The organism is Psychrobacter aquaticus CMS 56, from assembly GCF_000471625.1.
Taxonomy (GTDB): domain Bacteria; phylum Pseudomonadota; class Gammaproteobacteria; order Pseudomonadales; family Moraxellaceae; genus Psychrobacter; species Psychrobacter aquaticus.
In genome coordinates this window covers 214,066-231,459 of the sequence record NZ_AUSW01000035.1, presented here as the reverse complement: position 1 = coordinate 231,459, position 17,394 = coordinate 214,066, and the positions used below count along the sequence as shown (strand labels likewise).

General features: G+C 42.7%; 9 protein-coding genes. 8 read left to right on the top strand and 1 reads right to left on the bottom strand.

Annotated elements, in window-relative coordinates; translation table 11 throughout:
* Positions 1 to 25: 25 nt before the first annotated feature.
* The gene (locus M917_RS12750) at positions 26 to 1,993 is read right to left on the bottom strand and encodes a mechanosensitive ion channel family protein (RefSeq protein ID WP_051354289.1); all 1,968 of its coding nucleotides are present in this window, start codon (positions 1,991 to 1,993) and stop codon (positions 26 to 28) included.
* A gap of 563 nt (positions 1,994 to 2,556) precedes the next feature.
* On the opposite strand from M917_RS12750, the gene M917_RS12745 reads away from it, so the two are divergent.
* The 8 genes from M917_RS12745 to M917_RS12710 all read left to right on the top strand — a co-directional run bounded on the left by M917_RS12745 (position 2,557) and on the right by M917_RS12710 (position 17,176).
* Complete coding sequence (locus M917_RS12745) at positions 2,557 to 4,497, top strand: TonB-dependent receptor plug domain-containing protein (protein WP_021815281.1); 1,941 nt, start codon at positions 2,557 to 2,559, stop codon at positions 4,495 to 4,497.
* 328 nt (positions 4,498 to 4,825) lie between these two features.
* A complete protein-coding gene (gene ahcY, locus M917_RS12740) occupies positions 4,826 to 6,250 on the top strand; it encodes an adenosylhomocysteinase (RefSeq protein ID WP_021815280.1) in 1,425 nt (474 codons plus the stop codon).
* A gap of 13 nt (positions 6,251 to 6,263) precedes the next feature.
* Positions 6,264 to 7,112: a methylenetetrahydrofolate reductase gene (locus M917_RS12735; protein ID WP_021815279.1), complete on the top strand. Its 849-nt coding sequence runs from the start codon at positions 6,264 to 6,266 to the stop codon at positions 7,110 to 7,112.
* 407 nt (positions 7,113 to 7,519) lie between these two features.
* Positions 7,520 to 8,392 (top strand): 16S rRNA (uracil(1498)-N(3))-methyltransferase, encoded by an 873-nt coding sequence (locus tag M917_RS12730; RefSeq protein ID WP_021815278.1) that lies wholly within the window; start codon positions 7,520 to 7,522, stop codon positions 8,390 to 8,392.
* Positions 8,393 to 8,450: 58 nt separating this feature from the next.
* The gene (locus M917_RS12725) at positions 8,451 to 10,163 is read left to right on the top strand and encodes a putative bifunctional diguanylate cyclase/phosphodiesterase (RefSeq protein WP_021815277.1); all 1,713 of its coding nucleotides are present in this window, start codon (positions 8,451 to 8,453) and stop codon (positions 10,161 to 10,163) included.
* Between the two features lie 390 nt (positions 10,164 to 10,553).
* Positions 10,554 to 12,347 carry an acyl-CoA dehydrogenase C-terminal domain-containing protein gene (locus tag M917_RS12720; protein ID WP_021815276.1) on the top strand — a complete coding sequence of 598 codons (1,794 nt, stop codon included), beginning with the start codon at positions 10,554 to 10,556 and terminating at the stop codon, positions 12,345 to 12,347.
* A gap of 324 nt (positions 12,348 to 12,671) precedes the next feature.
* Positions 12,672 to 14,456 (top strand): acyl-CoA dehydrogenase C-terminal domain-containing protein, encoded by a 1,785-nt coding sequence (locus M917_RS12715; RefSeq protein ID WP_021815275.1) that lies wholly within the window; start codon positions 12,672 to 12,674, stop codon positions 14,454 to 14,456.
* Between the two features lie 266 nt (positions 14,457 to 14,722).
* Positions 14,723 to 17,176: a site-specific recombinase gene (locus tag M917_RS12710; RefSeq protein WP_021815274.1), complete on the top strand. Its 2,454-nt coding sequence runs from the start codon at positions 14,723 to 14,725 to the stop codon at positions 17,174 to 17,176.
* Positions 17,177 to 17,394 lie beyond the last annotated feature (218 nt).

Below are 17,394 nucleotides of genomic sequence, written 5' to 3'. Positions count from 1 at the left end.
ATTCTACTTAATCTGCCCTATTCTATTAAGGCTGATTCCATATAGAAAAACCTAACTTCTTTTTTGTATGCTTAAAAGTGCTTTTCTTTAATATACGGCTTTTATTCTTTAGCTTTCTGAAGGTATTACTCTTTTTACGATTGACTGAGCCAGCCATTGATTGGCTAACGTTGTTATCATCTTCAGTGCTGTCGCTCTCTTTATTTAAATTTACAGTATTCTGACTGACATTATCAGCGCTGTCAGGGGTATCAAGATCGTTGACATTTGACGTATCCGCTACCGATTCATCAGTAACCGTATCTTCGACATCGTTTTTCATGTGATGCTCAGGCTCATCTTGATTGAGAATAAGCTGCTGCGTTGGTAGCGCGTGCTCGACCTTGTATTTTGCCACTTCATTTAACATATCAACAAACAAGACATTTTGTTTGTCGTAAAACTCAGCCACGCCATTGGCATTAATATAAGCCTGAAATTGAATGACATAGCAGTCTTGACGTAGCTCTGAGATATGGACCTGATTCCATTCTTGATTGGTCAGATAGTGCTCACGGATAAACTCATCCAAGTCTTTTACCATTTTAAAGACCACATCAATATCAGCGGTACGCTTGAGATATAACTGATGAAAAAATCGAAACATATCACGCGAGGTAAAATTTTCAATCTGCATCGATGAAAAATCGCCATTTGGTACCGTGACAATGGTTCGTGATGGGGTGCGCACACGTGATGAGCGGATACCAATATCAATGACGGTGCCTTCATACGTGCCAAATTTACAATAATCCCCTATTCGTACTGGCGAATCGGCGACCACAACGACACTACCGACAAGGTTTTCAATGGTTTTTTGCGCACCAAGTGCTAATGCCAAACCACCCACACCCAAAGCTGCAATACCTGTGGTTAAATCAAAACCGAGATTACCGAAGATGACAATGACGGCAAATATCAATAGCAGCGCTTTAACGACCTTGCGCATGAGTCCCAAAATTGAGACTCGTTCAGTATAGTTTTTCTTATAACTGAGGTTTACCGCTCGAGTAAATATGGCATCGATAACTCGTAACAGCAACCACGTTGTCGCCACCCAAGAGGCAATGTCTGTAAAACGATTGATCGGTTCACGCAGCGTGACAGATACACCAGCATAAACCATCACTTCAGACAATATTAATGCCATAGTGACCACAGCCATTGGCAGTATCACCTTGTCAGGCAGCGGCAGTGGCATCCCCCGTACGCGAGGATACATAATTCGCAATAAATGATACAGCAGCCATACCGTAATATAGGTAAGCACAAGGCTACTGACCATCATGATCAATGCAGCAACCAAGTCGACCATTTGATAGCCAAAAATCTTTTTGCCTTCTAACGATTCAAACGTATAACGAGAAACCAAAGTCGGCTCAGTGTTTTCGATCACTTCTGGTATTGAGCTGAGTGTGTCACTCGAAAACTGCCAGTACTGCTCACCTGAATCAGATATGACCCTTTCTAGTATCAATGACACGTTTTTTTCGCCAACATTGATCACGCCGACATTTTCTTGACTTGGTGGTAATTGGTCGGTCAGATTGCCCTCAGGATTATTATTGATCTGCAAATCAGGCTGAAAACGTCCGCCCGCATCCAGCGCTTGTTTAAACTGCCGTACAATAGTCGTTGGGTTATCAGACTTCGTTAAGTTTAAATAATTACTCGCCAGCAGATAATCATTTTCACCCAGCGCGCTAATAAATCCTTGTACCGTATGCCGCGGCGTATCTCGCCCAAACGAATCCGGTAGGGGTGTACTGGCTGATTCTTCACTATTACTGTCACCTCCACCAAGTGCACCAACTTCAGCAGCAAAGGCGTGATTGGGCAATAATAGGCTCAACATCATCGCCAGCAAAAATACCACTATCGTTAATGGTATTTTGCGGCTTAGATATGATAAGGATGATTTAGTATTGGAAATCAGATTACGCTCAATAGACAAAACAAACCTCTTAGCTCTATGAATAGTACAACCAAATATGGATAAAACTTGGCACTATAATAGCAATTATTTATCACCGCAGTGATTTTGATTATGGGTTTTTATCATCGTCTATTTTAATCTTCTGTGTCTCAAATTTTTACTATCATGATGTCAGCATAGGCAACAGATCATTTATCTAGGGTATGTCATCAATTAGATTATGAAAATTAAAATGAGATAAATTAATGCTAAATAAGGAAGCATTCGCAGTGAATATGAATATATTGACAAGAGTTTTGACACCGTTTAGCGAAAATTTAGCCATTTTAAGGCCATAAAATATATAAATGTACTAATTGATGACACGCACTAGACAACAGTAAAAGATTTCAAACGGTCAAAAAACGGTCATGATGAAAACCACTCAGCATATCGTGAAGAAACATTAGGTTAAATTGGTTTATAAATAAGGCACTTTTGTAGATAATGGCGACGTGTCATTCAGTTATTATTTTTTGTAATTTTTAGCGTTATAACTTTCGACTTTGTAACTTTTTTATTTGATTAATTTGGAATCTAATATGGTTTTATCACGTTCATCTTCGACCGCTTATCTTCGATTGTGTATTTTAAGCGCACTTGGTATGGTTGCCGTTAGCGCGACAGCAGCCACCAATGATTTAGCGATGGCTGACGATAATGCGCTACCAAAAGTCGAGCTTGATGAAATCGTCGTCACCGCAACGCGTACGCCAACTAAAACCAGTAATGTTATCGCACAAACGCGTGTAATCGATAAAGAAGAGTTACAGCGTTATCAGGGTCAGACAGTGGTTGATGTATTAAAGAATCAATCTGGTATTAATATCAGTCAAAGTGGCGGCATAGGAACTATTAGTAACTTTTATATGCGTGGTTATGATAGCAAACAAGTCCTTGTAATAATTGATGGCATTCGCTACAGCTCTATTTCTACAGGAACGCCGTCATTAAATCTCTTATCGGCCGACCAAATTGACCGTATTGAAATTTTATACGGCGCTTCAGGCTCCAGTATTTATGGATCTGACGCCATGGGCGGTGTCATTCAGATTTTCACTAAAGGCAGCAATGTAGAACAATCTAATGTTTCTACTACAATCGGTTACGGTAGCCACAATCATTACCAAGTAGGTGTAACCGGTCAGCTTAAAAACGATACTTCGTCACTGAGCTTAGGTGTCAGTCGCAACAAAACAGACGGTTTTAACGCGATTGCCAATAGTAATTCTTTTGATTACAACGCTGACGATGATGGCTTTAAATCTACCAATGCTAGTTTAGGGTTGCAGCATAAGCTTTCAAACTCTTTAAGCGCAGGGCTAAGTGCCTTATATTCTGACTCTACAACTGATATTGACTCTGCCGGTAATACATTTCCAAATGCGTATTCAGATCAGAAAAATGGCAGTACCAATGCTTTTATTCAACATCAAACGCCATTGACCGTTACGAAGCTTAGTTACGGTCAGAGTATTGATAAACTGACTTCTCATGATAATAACTCTATTAATTATCAAGATGGTAGCCAATTTGATACGACTCAAGAACAGGCACGTTTAGAGAGTCAGATTAATGCGCAACCGGGTACTGTTACTGTCGGTGCTGAATGGTTGTCTCAAAAACTAGATGCTTCAGACGTTTTAGATTTTTCAGGCTTTCCTGCTCCTGCAGTTCAAACCGCTTATGATCCTGACGACAGAACGGTCAAAAGTGCTTTTGTTGGCTATCAACTATCAGAATCTTATTACGACTTACAAGCTAATTACCGCGTCGATGATAACTCCCAATATGGTAACGAAAGTACCTATAACGTAGGCGCTGCTGTGCGCCCATTGGATGGTGTGCGAATCGGCGCCAGCTATGCTACAGGCTTTCGCGCACCAACCTTTAACGATTTATACTATCCTGGTTATAACAACCCAGATTTGAAGCCTGAAACCAGTAAAAACACTGAAGTGTTCGTAGAGTACAATAAAGGAAAGCAAATTTCACGCCTTACTGGCTATCATACAGATGTAGAAGACTTGATTGGTGGCAACACTAATACAGGTGAGGCACAAATAAAAGGAATAAGCCTTACGTCAGACTGGCGTGTCGATTCGTTTTTATTTGGTTTAGGGTATGACTATTTAGACGCTAAAAACAAAACAGCCAATAGCACCAACTATAATAACGACCTTGTCTATCGTCCTCAAAATAGCGGTTTAATTTATGTTGGTTATCAGCAACCTACCTTTGATGTACGCCTTGAGGCTAAACATACTGACGATAGATTCTCTGACGCAACCAACCAAACCAAGTTAGACAGTTATACGTTAGTTAATTTAAGTGGCAGTATTTACATTCAACCTAATCTTCGTGCTAACTTACGTGTCGATAACCTGACTGATGAAGACTATACTTTGTCTAATCAGTTCGGTACAGAGTACGCTACTGACGGTATCAACTACTTCACCTCACTAACCTATAACTGGTTCTAGAATTATAGAAACAAGTATTTATCATTAATAATAAAAGGTCATCAATCGATGGCCTTTTTAATGCCTGTCAAAGCTGCAAACTACATATGCTATCATTGACATAATCCAATAGGTGACAAGCTAGGCTTCATCTATTACAATAACGACCTCCGAGAGGTGTTGCGCCATAAGTATGAATCATGGATTGTGTATTCAAAACTCCACTATTCAACCCTTATGTTAGGCTCGGTTAACTGTTGGCTGCCCTTATAGGTCGTCAACAGCGCAAATAACGGCACCTGCGTTTTTATTCTTTTTATCATAAATTAACCACTGATAGGAGCATATTATGGACGCAGTGTCTAACACCCCATCTGCCCATACGATCGACCCCTCTTTCACTGACTATAAAGTTGCTGACATCAGCCTCGCTGATTACGGCCGCCGTGAAATCACCCTTGCTGAAGCTGAAATGCCTGCCCTCATGGGTTTGCGTCGTCGCTACGAAGCCGACCAACCGCTAAAAGGCGCAAAAATCGCTGGCTGTATTCATATGACGATTCAGACTGCGGTTCTTATCGAGACACTAGTCGCGCTAGGTGCTGAAGTACGCTGGACGTCATGTAATATCTTCTCAACCCAAGATCACGCTGCTGCGGCTATTGCTGCTGCTGGTATCTCTGTTTATGCTTGGAAAGGCGAAACCGAAGAAGAGTACGAGTGGTGTCTGCGCCAGCAAGTACACGTTGGCGGTGAAGCATCTGGTCAGCTGTGGGATGCAAATTTAATCTTGGATGATGGTGGCGATTTAACCGCACTGATTCATGATGATTACGCTGAATTGCTTGATAACATTCATGGTATCTCAGAAGAGACCACTACTGGTGTCCATCGTTTGGTTGAGATGTTAAATAAAGGCACGCTAAAAGTACCTGCCATCAACGTCAATGATGCGGTGACCAAATCTAAAAATGACAATAAATATGGCTGCCGTCACAGCTTAAATGATGCCATCAAACGCGCAACCGATATGTTCCTTGCTGGTCGCCGCGCTTTGGTTATCGGTTATGGCGATGTGGGTAAAGGTTCTACGCAAAGCTTACGTCAAGAAGGCATGATTGTACGTGTTTCAGAAGTCGATCCTATCTGTGCGATGCAGGCTTGTATGGACGGATTTGAAGTACTGTCACCTTACATCAATGGCGACAACACTGGCGGTGCGGACAATATCAATACGCGTCTGCTTGAAGATACTGACATGATTGTCACGACCACTGGTAATTACCATGTTTGTGATAGACATATGTTAGCAGCACTCAAGCCGGGTGCAGTGGTCTGTAATATTGGGCATTTTGACACCGAAATTGACACCCAATTTATGCGTGATAACTGGCGCTGGGTTGAGATCAAGCCACAAGTTCATCAAATTTTCCGCTCAGACGATGAAAACGATTATCTGATTTTGCTTGCTGAAGGTCGTTTGGTGAACTTGGGTAACGCCACTGGTCACCCATCACGTGTGATGGACGGCTCATTTGCCAACCAAGTATTGGCACAGATGTATTTGTTCGAAGAAAAATTCGCCGACTTGCCAGCTGACACACGTACTGACAACTTATACGTCAAAGTATTACCGAAGAAATTAGACGAAGAAGTTGCAGCGGCAATGGTCGCAGGGTTCAATGGTACGCTGACGAAGCTTACCGAAAAACAAGCTGAATATTTGGGCGTGCCTGTCGAAGGGCCATTCAAACCTGACGCTTATAAATACTAAAAGGAGTCAGACTGTGAGTAAGCCGGCTTTCTCCTTTGAGTTTTTCCCTGCAAAAACTGAGCAAGGGCACGATAAGTTACTAAGCACTTATGATGAGTTGAATAAGCTATCACCGGCCTATTTTTCGGTAACCTATGGTGCTGGTGGCTCAACCCGTAGCCGTACTCTGGATATCGTACACGCCTTATGCGCACGCGGTGATACTGACATTGCGCCGCACATGTCTTGTATTGGTGATGACAAAAGTGAAATCGCCGAATTGCTCGATCTTTATAAAGGTTTGGGTATCAAGCGTTTGGTAGCACTCCGTGGTGACTTACCATCAGGTCAGGTTGGTATGGGTGAGCTACCGTTTGCCGTAGACTTGGTTAAGTTTATTCGTGAACACTCAGGCGATCATTTTCATATCGAGGTGGCTGCCTACCCTGAGATGCATCCACAAGCGCGTAGCTTTGCGTTTGATGTCGACAATTTAGTCAATAAGTACCAAGCTGGGGCGAATGCTTCGATTACGCAGTTTTTTTATAATGCCGATAGCTATCTTTATTTGCGCGACACTTTAGAAAAACGCGGCATCGATACCGTGGCTAAGCCTTTAGTCGCTGGTATTATGCCAATCACCAATTCTAGCAACCTTATACGCTTTGCCGATAGCTGTGGCGCTGATATTCCGCGTTATGTGCGTAAGCAGTTATCTGACTTTGGTGATGATAGTAAAGCCATCCGCGAGTTTGGTTTTGACGTCGTCTATCGTCTGTGTGAGCGTCTTATTAGTGAGGGCGTCCCTGCCATGCATTTTTATAGCATGAATAAGGTCGAGCCAAATAAACGCTTGGTTGAGGCCTTGGGATTGACAGCTTAAACCAGTAACATTCTGATTGCTAAATGACTGGCGTTCTTAGGAGCGCCAGTTTTTTATTGTTGCATTATTTATTATTTGTGGGTACAAGGCAAACGAGTGCAAGTACGACGCATGGTAGGCCAAACGAGTTTGACAGAGCTAATCGTATTTTTAGGGTTTAATATGGTCGATCCCAAGTAAAATGGATACACGATATTATGATGTGGGACTGGGATAAATTTTTCTTGCTTGCTGTGCCGTTGCAGACAGAGGCTACAAAAAATTTATCCCAGTCTCGCTGACTCTCTTTTATGTTGACCTCACTATATAATACACAATCTACCAACGATAACACCCTTACCTACACAAATGATATTCTGCTAAGATATTTAAACATATTGTTATTTAAAATATAGGACTAAGCGACTGTGCGACGTTTTTTTTATGACACCCGTAATGATATCAATGATGGAAAAGACGCCATCTACCCTCAGCTTAACACGGTGCCTATCGGTGCCATCGTGGAATTGACAGAGAACATCGTCCATCATTGGTGCCGTGTTTTACGAGCAAATATTGGCGATCAAGGTGTGTTATTTGATGGATTCGGCGGTGAGTATCAAGTACAGCTACAAACTATCAGTAAAAAACATGCCACTGCGACTTTACTGGCGCATTTAAAGGATGATCGCACTACTACTGTCTTTACTAAGATTGGCCTAGTGATGAGTCGCGGCGAGCGAATGGACTACGCCATCCAAAAATCGACCGAGCTTGGTGTCACTGCCATTCAATTATTAAGCAGTCATCATGGCGAGGTTAACCTAAAGCCAGCACAAGTCGAAAAAAAGCTGGCGCATTGGCAACAAGTTGCCATTGCCGCCTGTGAACAATGCGGACTCAATCGCCCACCACTTATTATTGCGCCTTTATCGATAAATGATTGGTTAAGCAATGTAGACAACAAGCCGTCGAACAGAGACATAGTTGTCAGTCCTATTGTATCCATGCTCAGTCTAGATCCTCATTATCAAATATTACAGCAGACAGCCGATTTACGTATGCAATTGAGCGTACCCGCAGCAGGACAACCTGCTATGCCTAAGTCGCTACCAGCCGTCCTAAAGCAAAAAACCGCTTATATTGAGCTATTGATTGGCCCAGAAGGAGGACTTAGCATCGATGAATGCCAACAAGCAGCAGAGGTTGGTTTTGAGCCGTGGCAAATTGGCACAAGGGTCTTACGTACCGAGACTGCGCCAGTGGTCGCATTGGCGACACTCCATGCTTTGAGTAATTAGTTAACCAAACGCCACAGATGCAATTTTACTGTTTTATTCTGACGTTGTGAGTTTCATCATGCCTAATTTTGCTCCTATTTCAGTCGCAGCCAAGCAGCAACTACTGGCCAAATTGTGCGAGCAACTGGATGATGCTGTTTTTATCTTAGACGCCAATTTACGCTATCTGTCGGTAAATGCCAGTTATGAGATGATGATTGGTTATCGCGAGGCATTTATCATTGGGCGACCACTTGGTATATATGCCGCAGAGTTTTTATCAGAAGAAGAAAGGGTTATTTTAGCGGATATCATCAATCACTTAGATAGCCGTGGTTTTTATGAAAATAATTTTTCTATGCCCAATCGCTATGGACAGATGCTTGAATGTCATATGACATACCGCAAAATTTGTGTCGAGGATGCTACTTATTACGTCGGCATGGTACGTGATGTGTCTTTGGCCATTAAAGACCAAAAAAAGGTGACGCACCTGCTCAACTATGACCAATTGACCGGCTTACCCAATCGTAAAGTATTCTTGAGTCAAACCAGTGATTTACTATTAGACAGCTACCAAGACGTCATTATCGTGCGCTTCAATATTGATCGTTATCGCCATCTCGCAAGCCTACTGGGCTCTGATAGTATCAATACTTTGATAGAGAAATTTGTCACACGCATTAAAAACCTCAAGCTCGATAATTTACAGTGTTTTTCTCATTTTGGTGGCGATGATTTTGCCTTATCATTCGAGTGCAATGATGCCAATATGATACGTCATCAACTAGATAGCTTAATGCAAATGTGTGAACGCCCTTTCTCTTTGGACGAAAACACTGCGACAAAAGCCAATATTTATTGCCGTATTTCCGTCGGTGTCAGTTATTTTCCTGACAATGATGATGATTTGAATGGGTTACTAATCAAAGCCGAAAAAGCGCTACATTATATCAAGCAGCAAGGTGGTGACGATATCTGCTGGTATCATACAGATATTGACGAAGCCACCGCTGGCAGCTTACAGTTAGAGGCTGAGCTTAGAATCGCGGCAACTGAAGGCCAGTTTATACCGTATTATCAACCGAAATTTGAACTGGCTACTGGCATTATCACTGGTTTTGAAGCCCTAGTACGCTGGCAGCATCCAACACGCGGCCTGCTAAAACCGATAGATTTTATCGATGCTATTCTCACTCACAAGCTATCATTTGAGCTATTCTCACAAATGGCCGTTCGAATTACCCAGCAGTTATCTATTTGGCTACAACAAGGCTTTTGTCAGCACATCTGTATCAATGCTGACGCCGCTGAATTTAGTCATCCTGATTTTTTTGAGATGGTGAAAAATCTGTTAGCACAGCATGATATTTACGCGCAGCAATTACATATCGAAGTGACTGAATCTTCTTTAATTCAGCGCCACGCTAACGTCAAAAAACAACTTGATTCGCTCAAAGAGCTAGGTGTTTTTCTGGCTTTGGATGATTTTGGTACTGGCTACGCGTCCTTAAGTTACCTACAAGAATATCCGTTTGATTTTATTAAAATCGATAAAAGTTTTATCTCTAATATCGAAACTGATCGTACTCAGCATGCAATTGTAAAAGCCATTTTAGACTTGGCAGTTGCCCTCGATATGCAAGTAATCGCTGAAGGTATCGAAACCCAGCAGCAGCGCGACCTGCTATTAGCGATGGGCTGTCAGTATGGTCAAGGCTATTTTCTTGGCAAACCCGTGCCTGTTGATATTGCCACTGAGATGTTGATTCAGCAGTACGCTCCCAAATAAACCACGATTAACTGTCACCTACTTAACCCATATCATTCGTGTTTTCATAGAGTTATTGCAGTCGCGTTAAGCGCCTAACGTTGATTGTATAGCCGATGCAAGATGGGTTCATGACTTATCAGTGCTGTCACCAAACTTGTATAATCGCCTACGAAAGCCTATCTTTTATAGTGAATTTGTTAGAGCGCATCAAGCCTCAAGCCGACTCTGACAATCGCCATTTATTTCAATACTATTTTATGTAATCGATCATTTGGTCAATCTGCGTTACTGCCTATCGCGTATTTGAGTTCGTTAGATTCAAGTGGCATACGCTGGGTGCTAGATGATGGCACAGCATATACTCACCATTGACTATCATCGGTTGTATTCTAAAAAGGACAGGAAGTTATGCAATATAAAGCACCCCTACGCGATATCAAATTTGTCATGCATGAGCTTTTGAACAGTACTGCTCATTATCAAACCATGAATGATTACGCTCATGTTGAAGCGGACATCGTAGACAGCTATCTTGAAACTGCTGCAAGCTTTGCTGAAAACGAGCTGTCGCCTCTAAACCAAAGCGGTGACGCTGAAGGCTGTCATTTTAGTAATGGTGAAGTAACCACGCCTAAAGGCTTTAAAGAAGCCTACAAGCAGTACTGTGAGCTTGGCTTTACCTCTTTAACTGCCGAAGAGGAGTTTGGCGGTCAAAACATGCCAATGTCACTCAATTCAGCTATCTCTGAAATTATAGGCACGGCCAACTGGTCATTTGGTATGTACCCTGGTCTATCAGAGGGCTGCATGGCAACGCTTGAGCATCATGGTACGGATGAACAAAAACAAAAGTATCTGCCAAACTTGATAGCGGGCGAATGGACAGGTGTGATGTGTTTGACCGAGCCGCAGTGTGGTTCTGATCTAAACTTAGTTCGCACCAAAGCTGAACCTAACGATGACGGCACTTATAACATCAAAGGCAGCAAAATTTGGATTTCAGCCGGTGAGCACGATATGTCTGACAATATTATCCATATTGTTTTGGCTCGTCTTCCAAATGCACCTGCTGGTACCAAAGGCTTATCTTTGTTCGTTGTACCTAAATTTATGGTCAATGACGATCATAGTTTAGGCGCGCGTAATGCTGTCTCTTGTGGCTCAATTGAGCACAAAATGGGTATCAAAGCATCGGCCACTTGTGTCATGAACTACGACGGGGCGACTGGTTTCTTGATCGGTGAAGAAAATCGCGGTCTGAATGCGATGTTCACCTTTATGAATGTGGCACGTATTGGCACAGCTATTCAAGGTGTTACTGCGGCTCAATTTGCCTTTCAAGGTGGCTTAGCGTTTGCAAAAGATCGCCTAGCATTTCGTTCTTTAGACGGTACTAAAGCGCCTGAAAAACCTGCTGATCCTATCATTGTGCACCCTGCCGTCCGTGATATGTTATTGACGACCAAAGCCTTTGCCGAGGGTGGACGTGCTCTTATAGGTTATATGTCTCAGTTCGCTGATACCGTCGCTAAAGGCGAAGGTGAGGCACAAGAATATGCCAACCAAATGCTGTCTTTACTAACCCCAATCGGTAAAGCGTTCCTAACCGAAACTGGACTAGAAGCGGCAGGTCACGGCGTACAGATATTAGGCGGTAGTGGTTTCTGTACGGAGTATGGCTTAGAGCAGAACGTCCGTGATACGACTATTTCTTGTATCTATGAAGGCACCACTCAGATCCAATCGCTAGATTTGATTGGCCGTAAAGTGTTGGGCTCACAAGGTAAATTACTGGTCAACTTTACCAATGTGATTCAGCAGTTCTGTGATGACAATAAAGACAATGAAGCCATGGAGCAGTTTATTACGCCCCTTCTCAACCACATTAAACAATGGGGCGAATTGACCACTGAAATTGGCAAGCAAGCTGCTGAAAATCCAGAAGCCGTTGGCGGTGCAGCCGTTGATTACATGTACTTTAGTGGTTATGTGACCCAAGCTTATTTATGGGCACGTATGGCACTGATCGCTCAAACCGAAATTGCTAAAGGCAACAGCGAACACGCCTTTTATGATGCCAAACTCAAAACGGCACAGTTCTACTTTACCAAGCTATTACCACGTACGACGACTTACGCACAGCGTATCAGCACGGGTGTCGAGCCGTACATGAGCATGGATGTTGAGCAGTTCGCCTTTTAATTAAAAGGTTCAAATCTTTAGCAAGATATGTCTGTCGGCAATATACTTCGGTATGTTGCCGATTTGCTTTGTATGGCTACTTATATAATCAGGTCAATATAAAAGAGAGTCAGCGAGACTGGGATAACTTTTTTGTAGCTTCTGATAGCAACGGCTCTGCAATAGCGATTGCTAAGTTTTGGTGTACGCACAATTCACGAAGAAATACACTCGCTCACCCGCTTATTTGTTAAACTTTGGTTATGAATCGCTAAGGTTACCTCAAAAAAACAGTTGATAATCTTAACAACGCCCATTTTATTCAATTAAACCAAAGGAATGTTTATGGCTGTTTATAATGCCCCTCTTAATGACATGCGCTTTATCTTAAATGATGTGTTTAAAGCGCCAGAATTTTGGCAAAGCAACGAAAACTTGGCACATGTCGACATGCAAACGGTCGATATGATTTTGGAAGAAATGGCAAAACTTTCAAAAAACGTTCTTTTACCTATCAACCGCAGTGGTGACGAAGAAGGCGCAACCTTTGAAGGTGATGGCGTTGTGACCACACCAACTGGCTTTAAAGAAGCCTACAAGCAGTACGCTGAATCAGGCTGGGTCGGTTTAAGTGGCAATGCAGAATACGGTGGTCAAGGTTTTCCAAAAATGGTCACCATGCTGACTGAAGAGATGATTTTTACGGCCAATCAGTCATTTGCTCTTTATCCTAACCTAACCGTTGGGGCGACGCTTTGTCTGAATGCCGCTGGCTCTGAAGAGCAAAAACAGACGTATCTAGAAAAAATGTACAACGGCGAGTGGGCTGGTACTATGTGTCTGACAGAGCCACATGCGGGTACTGACCTAGGTATCATTAAAACCAAAGCCGTGCCTAATGAGGATGGCAGCTACGATATCTCTGGCACCAAAATCTTTATCACTGGCGGTGAGCATGATTTAACTGAGAACATCATTCACTTGGTATTGGCAAAGACGCCTAATGCACCAGAAGGCTCAAAAGGCATTTCGCTATTTGTCGTACCAAAATTCTTGGTCAATGAAGATGGTAGCTTGGGCGCGCGCAATACCCTAGCAGTTGGCTCAATTGAGCACAAAATGGGTATCAAAGCCTCTGCTACTTGCGTGATGAACTTCGATAATGCTAAAGGCTGGATGGTAGGCGCAGAAAACACGGGGCTGGCTTCAATGTTCATCATGATGAACTATGAGCGCGTCACCATGGGCTTACAAGGTCTTGGCGGTTCTGAGCTTGCTTATCAAAACGCAGCGCTTTATGCCAATGACCGCGGTCAAGGCCGTAGCGATACACAACTGCAAAGCCCAGAAAAGCCAGCTGATGCAATCATTCATCACGCTGATGTACGCCGTATGCTATTGAATGCCAAAGTCAATACCGAAGCGTCTCGTTGCTTTGCCATGTATGTCGCCAAAAACCTTGACGAAGAGAAATTTAGTACCGATCCTGAGTCAGCACAAGCAGCAGCCGCTCGTGTGGCGCTACTCACGCCCGTTGCCAAAGCTTTTTTGACGGATAAAGCATTAGAAGCCACGGTTGATTGCCAGCAAGTTTTTGGTGGTCATGGCTATATCCGCGAATGGGGTATGGAACAAATCGTTCGCGACACCCGTATTGCGCAAATTTATGAAGGCACCAACGGTATTCAAGCCCTTGACCTATTAGGTCGTAAAGTGGCTCGTAATAATGGTAAATATGTCACGCATTTCTTGGGTGAGATTCGTGATTTCGTCAGCAATATGCAGGCAGATCATGGTATCAAACAAGCCACGCTAGATGCTGCCGATACGATTGAAACCTTAACCAACACGGTTCTGAGTAATATTGGTGAACGTAAAAACGAGATCAACGGCTGTGCTGTAGATTACATGCATGCTTTTGGCTACCTCGCTTACTCATACATGTTTGCATTAATGGTTGAAGCGGCACATGGTAAAGAAGGTGATTTTTATACCAATAAAGCCAAGCTTGCTGATTACTTCATCGGTCGTGTCTTACCACGTATTGATGCTCACGCACAAATGGTTAAAGCTGGTAGTGATCCGATGATGAATTTTGATCTTGACTACTTTGATGTGCCTGCCAGCTAGGCCCTCATTACCATAATTTTATGATTACTTTAATGAAAAGGACAGTTACCTAACTGTCCTTTTTTTTGTCAAAATAACTGCTAACAAAATAATTAACTATTGAGGCATGGTTACGATTAAAATAGCACAAGACAAAGTGTCCCTCTGATCAAATTAAAACATTACCTATTACCGATTTTTAGCCGGTTTGGTCGCTATAACCCATTGCACCATGACCATTATTGGGTAATAAAAACGCTTGAAACAACCATAATAAAGGATGCGATGTGTCAGAATTAAAACGCATTTTACAGCAGATTACTGCCCTAAGCGACGTACCTGATGCTGCGGTACTTAAACGCTTAATAGATGAGCTACGAGCGAGTGAAAAGGAGACTGAATTAGCCAATGAAAATATCCAATCACTGATTGATATCCTGCGTCAGCATCCAGAATACGGAGATGGACTATCTAGCTTTGTCCTAAGACTGATTATCCAATATCGTCAAATCTCTCTTTATACCGATACTGGTATCATGTCGGATCAGGGGTTTTTTATCAGTTTGCGCCGCTTGGTCGGTCATCGGTTTTTACCACTGTTACCTCAAGAAGACTCAGTCGTTGAGCTGGTTGGTTATTTATTTAATAAGCGTTCTGATGAACGCTGGCTTGCCAATATCGAAAAAGAAAAATGGGATGAGCTGGTTGCCTTACTCAAAGTAGAAGAAAAGCACTTAGACTTAGTCGCCACTGCCAAAAACAGTATTTTAAACGCTATTATTATTTTATCTTATCGTATCAGCGGTATTGGCTTACATCCCGATTTGATGGAGTCTTACCCCCAAATACTGAATTACTCAGCGTCTTTTGTTGCTCAAAATCAAGAAGCAGTGCTATTTGTCAATCAATATAGACAAGCGCATGAGCTTGATACGTTAACCGATATCACCCCCGAAAATGCGGTTGATTCTGCACCTTTGTTGGTCATGATTGAGCAGTGCGAAGATATCGTTGCCACCGTACGAAAACGTATTTACAAAACCGGTATCTCTATTCGTTTAACCAATATGATGCTGCGTTTGGATCAAAGTTTGCAACGAATACGTATTCTCACTGAACTGGTGACAGAAAATGCTCAAAAGCGTGACAACGCCATAATTGAGCTGATACAAACGCTGATTACCACTGCCAATCGACGCTATAGCATTATTTATCTGATCGACAACAATACCAAATTGCTCTCCCGTAAAGTCACAGAAAATGCCAGCCGCGTTGGTGAGCATTATATCAGTACTGATAAAGCAGGCTATCGGAAAATGTTTAAAAAAGCCTCGATTGGCGGCTTTGTCATCGCTTTTATGGCCACTACCAAAGTAGTGACATATGAGCTGGCCCTTGCACCGATAGGACGAGCGTTTCTTAATAGCATGATTTATGGTTTGGGCTTTGTATTCATTCATGTGATTCGTGGGACAGTCGCGACCAAACAGCCAGCTATGACGGCGGCAGCGATTGCCTCTACCATCTCTGAGAGTTCTGGCAAAAAATCCCATCAATTGACTAAGCTCTCAGAATTGGTCGTTGATATTTTACGTACTCAATTTATTGCCATTATGGGTAACGTCATGATGGCAATTCCTGTTGCTCTTTTGATCTCTTTTGCATGGTTGCAGTATACTGGCACGCCGATGATTGGTTCTGAACAAGCTAGCCACTTACTCCATGATATTGACCCGTTTCACTCACTGGCCCTTCCTCATGCTGCCATTGCTGGGGTGTATTTGTTTTTGTCTGGTCTGATTGCCGGTTACTATGACAACCTAGCGGTCTATAATCATGTGGGGGCGCGTATCCAGCGTCATAGGTTATTGAAGGCTATATTGCCACCCTCATGGCTCAAGCGTTTGGGCGACTTTGTAGAAGCCAACTTAGGCGCTATCATGGGTAACTTTTTATTCGGGGTTTTCCTAGGAAGTACGGCAACCATTGGCTTCATATTTGGGCTGCCGATTGATATTCGACATATTGCTTTTGCCTCGGCAAACTTAGCACATGGTTTATTCAACATCTCTGCTGACCAAATGAGCTGGAATATTATTTTATTATCGCTGCTTGGCGTGGCGCTAATCGGTATGGTCAACCTGACAGTCAGCTTTTCGCTAGCATTGTTTGTGGCATTACGCTCTAAAGAAGTGCAGTTCTTTGAATGGGGACGCTTAACAAAGCTCGTGTTTGGTCACATTATTAGCCATCCTTCTGACTTTTTTTGGCCACGTGACAAACCCATGAAGTACGCCCGTATCGATAGCCAAGGACACATGATCTTTGATGATACCTCAGCGCAAAAAGGTGGAAAACCCTTACCCAGCAATTACGTAGTCAGGCGATTGTCTGATGTCAGAATACTGCCTGAATCTAAGCAAGCTAGTGCGCAAAACGGGCAAACGAGCACCGATATATACTATGACAATCAACCAGAAAAAGACGCTACCCAGCCTCCGAATGTTTCAGACAAGATCGTAGAACTTGATGATGGTTTGGTTGATGCAGAATTAAATAGCATGCCTTATACTGATGATATTCAGTATGATAAAGAGACCAAAACGCTGAACACTTTTGACCACGATACTAGTGATGTTAGTGGTAATGAGCAAAATCCTAGCGTTCCTGATAGCAAAACGACTGGTGACGTCAAAACACCACTACCAAAACCACCAAAACCACCAAAACTGCCCAGTTAAATGGACAGTCTTGGTGGTTTGAGGATTGATGTGCTCTCTAATACCATAAAGATGTGATTGAAGATTCGACCATGGCACTGACAGAATTACTAGGGCGTACCCTCATTTCAGAAATGGTGATAAAAATGAGATAAATATGCCGTCAAACAAGGAAAATAGCGCCGATAATATTGAGATATTACCTAGCTATTTGACGCAGTTTGACAAAATTTAGCCAT

Bases quoted from the DNA above. Each gene is read 5' to 3' on its own strand.
- M917_RS12725 (WP_021815277.1), top strand. From the start codon at position 8,451: ATGCCTAATTTTGCTCCTATTTCAGTCGCAGCCAAGCAGCAACTACTG.
- ahcY (WP_021815280.1), top strand. From the start codon at position 4,826: ATGGACGCAGTGTCTAACACCCCATCTGCCCATACGATCGACCCCTCT.
- M917_RS12715 (WP_021815275.1), top strand. From the start codon at position 12,672: ATGGCTGTTTATAATGCCCCTCTTAATGACATGCGCTTTATCTTAAAT.
- M917_RS12745 (WP_021815281.1), top strand. From the start codon at position 2,557: ATGGTTTTATCACGTTCATCTTCGACCGCTTATCTTCGATTGTGTATT.
- M917_RS12720 (WP_021815276.1), top strand. From the start codon at position 10,554: ATGCAATATAAAGCACCCCTACGCGATATCAAATTTGTCATGCATGAG.